Raw genomic sequence first — 5,358 nt, forward strand, 5'->3', positions numbered from 1 at the left:
AGCGGGCGTCGAGCCTTCGTCGCGCGGGTGGGCGGCCGGGGCCTCGCCCGGATCCACGCCCGCTTCGTCGACCTCGGCCGGCCCGGGGCCTTCGGAAGCCGGGCCGGCCGGGGCCGGTTTCTCCCGCGCGGGCGCCGCCGCCGGAGGGGCCGCGCGCTCGAGGAAGCGCAGCAGCTCCACCGGGAACGGCAGCACCAGCGTGGAGTTCTTCTCGGCGGCGACCGCCACGATCGTGTGCAGCAGGCGCAACTGCAGCGCCGCCGGCTGCTCCGACATGACCTCCGCCGCCTCGGCGAGCTTGTGCGAGGCCTGCAGCTCCGCGTCCGCGTTGATGACGCGCGCCCGGCGCTCCCGGTCCGCCTCCGCCTGCCGGGCCATCGACCGCTTCATCGTCTCCGGCAGCGAGACGTCCTTGATCTCGACCCGGTCGATCTGCACACCCCAGCCCACCGCCGGGCTGTCGATCATCAGCTCCAGCCCCTGGTTGAGCATCTCCCGGTTGGACAGAAGATCGTCCAGGTCGGACTTGCCGATGATCGACCTCAGCGAGGTCTGCGCCATCTGCGAGACGGCGAAGCGGTAGTCCTCCACCGCGACGATCGCGCTCGCCGGGTCGACGACCTTGAAGTACACGACCGCGTCCACCCGCACCGTGACGTTGTCCCGGGTGATGCCCTCCTGCGCCGGCACCGGCAGCGTCACGATCTGCATGTTGACCTTGCGGAGCCGTTCCACGATCGGAACGATCGTCGTGAAGCCGGGCCCGCGGATCTCCTCGCGCAGCCTGCCGAAGCGGAAGACCAGGCCCCGCTCGTACTGCTTCACCACCCGCGCGGCGGCGCCCACGTAGACCACGGCGGCCACACCCGTGGTGACGGCCGCTGTCAGCAGTTCTTCGACCATGACGGCCCCCTGCCGGACATACCTTGATATCTACGGTATGCCCTACAACCAGGCCGCGAACTCCAGCAACAGTTCCGCGTCCCGACGCCGCCCCGCGGCCAGCGCGCGGCTGCCCGACTCCACCGCCCGGAACAGCGTCCAGCCCCGCAGCCGCTCCCGGTCCACCTCCAGCGCGTCCGCCAGCTTGTTCACCCGGCGCCGGGCCCCCGCCGCCCCCGCCGAGGAGGCCACCTGGTCCTCCAGCCGGTCCCGGACCAGCCGCGCCAGGTCGTACGCCCGCTCACCGACCAGCGGATCCGGGCCCACCGTCAGCCACGGAGCCCGCTCGCCCGCCAGCACCTTGCCCTGCCGGAAATTCCCGTGCAGCAGTACCTCCTCCGGCGGGGCCGCCACCAGCTCCGCCCGCCTCGCGAGCGCCGCGTCCGCCAGGGCCCGGGTCTCCGCCGGCGCCGCCCGCAGGGCCGCCGACTGCCACTCGGTGCGCTCCGCCACCGTCTCCCACCCGTGCCCGGCCGGCGGCGCCACCCACAGCCTGCGCAGCGTGCCGCTCGCCTCCAGCAGGGCCTTCGCCTCCGGCAGCGACCGCAGCGACACCTCCGGGTGCAGCCGCTCCAGCAGCAGCGCCCCGTCGTCTTCGTGATACCTCGTGTCGAGGACCCGTACGGCCCCGAAACCGCCCCAGTGGGCCAGCGCGGCCAGTTCCCGGTCGGGCCGGGCGTGCGGGGGCGCCAGTTTCAGTGCGGCCGGGGTCCCGTCGGGGTACGTGACGAGGACCACCAGGCTGCTGCGGCCGCCCGGTGCCTGGACCCGACGGGCCTCCACCCCGCGCCGGGACAGCGCGGCCTCGGTGAGCCGGGGCAACTGCCCCAGCCAGTCCGTGTCCTGCGCCGTCTCCGGCATCTCGCCGAGCGCCCGTACAAGCCGCTGCGGCGGTTCGAAAGCCATGCGTGCGTGGTCCCTTTCAGCTGTGCCGGGCCCGTTGCGCCTCGTCAGCGCGTTCCGTGAGCCCAGGGAAGGCTACGCCGCCACCACGCCAGCGCGCCGCCCGCACGGCCGCCGCGCTCAGCGCGTCGGCCGCTTCGCGGCGCAGCGGACCCTCCGCGGCGCGCACCAGATCGGAGTACGCGCCGGCCACCCGGTCCTCGATCTCGGCGGCCAGCCGCTCGGCGTCGGCCGGGGTGCGCACCTGGAACGGCAGGGTGTACGCGGCCTCCGCGGGCCGCGGTGCGCCGCCCAGCTCCCGTACGGTCCGGGCCAGCGCGTCACGCCGCGCGAGGTGGCCACCGTACGACTCGCGGGCCAGCGTCGCGCGGGCGCCGGTGGACCGGGCACCGATCACCCCGTAGCCGTACGCGGCCGCGTGCTCGGCGGCGAGCGCGGCCTGGGCGGCCTCCAGGGGCCGGCCGGCGGAAGAGGGCTCGGGCTTCACGAGGTCGCTCCGGGGTTCGAGGTCAGCAGGTACGTGTGTACGGCGCCGCAGGCGGCGACCGAGGCCAGCAGCCGGGCCAGCTCGCCGGGGGCGCCGGCGAGGTCGATGGTCCGGGACTCGGACAGGCTGCGCTCGGCGTCCGCGAGCTCGGTCAGCGCTTCCTCGGGCTTCGGCGGCACCGGCTCGCCGCTCGCCGAGGGCGCGGCGGCCCCCGTACCGCCGGACCGGGACGGGGAGGAGGACGGCGAGGCCGCAGGGGTGAGGGACAGGGCCGTGGTGTGGGCGGCGACGGCGGCCCGCAGCGGAGCGAGACGCGCGGCCAGGGCCGGATGGGCGACCGCGGTGGCGTCGTAACGTTCCAGCAGTCGCGTACTGTCACGAACGGCTGTCTCCCGCATCCGCCGTTCGAGTGGAATCGTGACGTCGGCATCGGTGGCACGGCCGTCCGAACACCCGGTCAGCAGCGCGGCGCCGGCCGCACCGGCCGCACCGGTGAGCAGGCTCCTGCGGGAGGGTCTCGAAGGCTGGGTCCAGGACACGGCGACGTCCTCCGGGTGATGACGGGACTGATGGCGGGGCAGGGTGTGATCACGGTACCCGGGGCCCTGTCCACAGGGCGGACGGCAACACCCTCCGACACCGGATACCCTTTGACCTGACACACGACGGAAACCACAACAGCACACGCGGCCGAGGAGTCACCCGGATGAGCACCACCCAGAGCGACAGGCTGCGCGGACTGCTGGAGCCGGTCGTCGCCGCCAAGGGCCTGGACCTCGAAGAGATCGAGATGTCCCGGGCGGGCAAGCGCCGGATGCTGCGGATCATCGTGGACTCCGACGAGGGCGTGGAACTGGACGCGTGTGCCGAGCTGAGTCGCGAGGTCTCCGACAAGCTCGACGAAACCGATGTGATGGGCGAGGACGAGTACGTCCTCGAAGTGAGCTCGCCGGGCGCCGACCGCCCGCTGACCGAGCACCGTCACTACGTACGGGCGATCGGCCGTCTCGTGAAGTTCCAGCTCGCCGAGGGCGGGGAACTGATCGCCCGCATTCTCGAAGTCGACGACGAGGGCCTGGACCTCGAAGTCCCGGGCGTGAAGGGCCGCAAGGCGACCGCCCGGCGTATCGCATTCACCGACATCGCCAAGGCGCGTGTCGAGATCGAGTTCAACCGCAAGGACAAGAAGGAAGAGGAGGCGTAGCCGTGGACATCGACATGAGTGCCCTGCGGGGTCTGGTCCGGGAGAAGGAGATCTCCTTCGACCTGCTCGTCGAGGCGATCGAGTCGGCCCTCCTCATCGCGTACCACCGGACCGAGGGGAGCTTCCGCCGCGCTCGCGTCGTGCTGGACCGCACCAACGGTCACGTGGTCGTGTGGGCGACGGAAGATCCGAGGGATCTCGAAGAGGGCCAGGAGCCCAAGGAGTTCGACGACACTCCGTCGGACTTCGGCCGGATCGCCGCGACGACCGCCAAGCAGGTGATCCTGCAGCGTCTGCGCGACGCCGAGGACGACCTGACCTTCGGCGAGTTCGCCGGCCGTGAGGGCGACGTCATCACCGGCGTCGTCCAGCAGGGCAAGGACCCCAAGAACGTCCTCGTCGACATCGGCAAGCTGGAGGCCATCCTGCCGGTGCAGGAGCAGGTTCCCGGCGAGGAGTACACGCACGGTCTGCGCCTGAAGGCGTACGTCGTGCGGGTGGCGAAGGGCGTCCGCGGTCCGTCCGTGACGCTCTCGCGCACCCACCCCAACCTGGTGAAGAAGCTTTTCTCGCTGGAGGTCCCGGAGATCGCCGACGGCAGCGTCGAGATCTCGGCGATCGCCCGTGAGGCCGGTCACCGCACCAAGATCGCCGTTCGGTCCACCCGTTCGGGCCTCAACCCGAAGGGCGCCTGCATCGGCCCGATGGGCAGCCGCGTGCGCAACGTGATGGCCGAACTGCACGGTGAGAAGATCGACATCGTCGACTGGTCGGACGACCCGGCGGAGATGGTCGCGAACGCGCTGTCACCCGCCCGGGTGAGCAAGGTCGAGGTCGTCGACTGGGACTCCCGGTCCGCCCGGGTGACCGTGCCGGACTACCAGCTGTCGCTCGCCATCGGCAAGGAGGGCCAGAATGCCCGCCTCGCCGCGCGGCTCACCGGCTGGCGCATCGACATCCGTCCCGACACCGAGGTGTCCCCGGACGCCGACCGGGACCGGGACGGGGAATAAACCGGTACCGTCCGGGCTTCCCCGGACGGTAGACAGGGTGCACGGCCGCTGCTCCGGCAGCGGATACAAGACAACACAACAGCCGTTCGATCTTTCCACCGCGACTTGTCGGGAGAGAGGTCGGTGCGGGGAGGTAGACTTAGGCGTGTCTGGCCGGACGCAAGCCCGCGCATGCCCCGAACGCACCTGTCTGGGGTGTCGGGAGCGAGCGGCCAAGAACGATCTGCTGCGCGTCGTGGCGGACGGGGACGCATGCGTCCCCGATCCACGCGGCACGAGGCCGGGCCGGGGTGCGTACGTGCATCCCGCCCTGGTCTGCCTCGACCAGGCGATTCGCCGCCGTGCGTTCTCCCGGGCCCTTCGGTCCGCCGGAGCGCTCGACACGGAGAGCCTGCGCAAAGCGGTGTCCGGTGAGGCCGGACACACCGTGAAGAAGTAGTACGGCACGGATAACCGTGCGGTCAGGTACCTCGCGAGTTGGAAGTAGGTCGAGATTGCGATGAGCACTCGATGAGTACGCGATGAGTACGCCCATGAAGTAGCGACGGTCCGGCGTAACCCGGACCTAAAAGGAGCGAAGTGGCTAAGGTCCGGGTATACGAACTCGCCAAGGAGTTCGGAGTTGAGAGCAAGGTCGTCATGGCCAAGCTCCAGGAACTCGGTGAGTTCGTCCGTTCGGCGTCCTCGACGATCGAGGCGCCGGTTGTACGCAAGTTGACCGACGCGCTGCAGGGCCCCGGCGGTAACGCCGGCAAGTCCGCCGCGAAGCCGGGTGCGCCCCGCAAGGCCGCCCCCGCCAAGCCCGGGGC

General features: G+C 71.5%; 8 protein-coding genes. 4 read left to right on the forward strand and 4 right to left on the reverse strand.

Translation table 11 applies throughout. From position 1 onward, the window contains the following. From ACWGIU_RS28530 to ACWGIU_RS28545, 4 genes are all read right to left on the reverse strand, one after another. Positions 1 to 903 (reverse strand): slipin family protein (locus ACWGIU_RS28530; RefSeq protein WP_453710514.1); only part of this gene is annotated, 903 nt, incomplete at its 3' end. Positions 904 to 945: 42 nt separating this feature from the next. Further along, positions 946 to 1,848 carry an aminoglycoside phosphotransferase family protein gene (locus tag ACWGIU_RS28535; protein ID WP_453710516.1) on the reverse strand — a complete coding sequence of 301 codons (903 nt, stop codon included), beginning with the start codon at positions 1,846 to 1,848 and terminating at the stop codon, positions 946 to 948. Positions 1,849 to 1,864: 16 nt separating this feature from the next. Then, positions 1,865 to 2,332 carry a ferritin-like domain-containing protein gene (locus tag ACWGIU_RS28540; protein WP_453710518.1) on the reverse strand — a complete coding sequence of 156 codons (468 nt, stop codon included), beginning with the start codon at positions 2,330 to 2,332 and terminating at the stop codon, positions 1,865 to 1,867. Then, positions 2,329 to 2,871, reverse strand: a complete 543-nt coding sequence (locus ACWGIU_RS28545) for a hypothetical protein (RefSeq protein ID WP_453710520.1) — start codon at positions 2,869 to 2,871, stop codon at positions 2,329 to 2,331. The genes ACWGIU_RS28540 and ACWGIU_RS28545 overlap by 4 nt, the downstream gene beginning before the upstream one ends. Positions 2,872 to 3,038: 167 nt before the next feature. Here ACWGIU_RS28545 and rimP point away from each other — a divergent pair, with 167 nt between their 5' ends. The 4 genes from rimP to ACWGIU_RS28565 form a co-directional block, all read left to right on the forward strand. Next, entirely contained in the window at positions 3,039 to 3,536 is a 498-nt protein-coding gene (rimP, locus tag ACWGIU_RS28550; protein ID WP_453710522.1) for a ribosome maturation factor RimP, read from the forward strand. Positions 3,537 to 3,538: 2 nt separating this feature from the next. Further along, positions 3,539 to 4,549 (forward strand): transcription termination factor NusA, encoded by a 1,011-nt coding sequence (gene nusA, locus ACWGIU_RS28555; RefSeq protein ID WP_453710523.1) that lies wholly within the window; start codon positions 3,539 to 3,541, stop codon positions 4,547 to 4,549. 145 nt (positions 4,550 to 4,694) lie between these two features. Then, positions 4,695 to 4,988, forward strand: coding sequence for a YlxR family protein (locus tag ACWGIU_RS28560; protein ID WP_453710525.1), 294 nt, complete (start codon positions 4,695 to 4,697; stop codon positions 4,986 to 4,988). Between the two features lie 140 nt (positions 4,989 to 5,128). Beyond that, positions 5,129 to 5,358 (forward strand): translation initiation factor IF-2 N-terminal domain-containing protein (locus tag ACWGIU_RS28565; protein ID WP_453710527.1); only part of this gene is annotated, 230 nt, incomplete at its 3' end.

It is taken from the genome of Streptomyces sp. NPDC054840 (assembly GCF_053611065.1).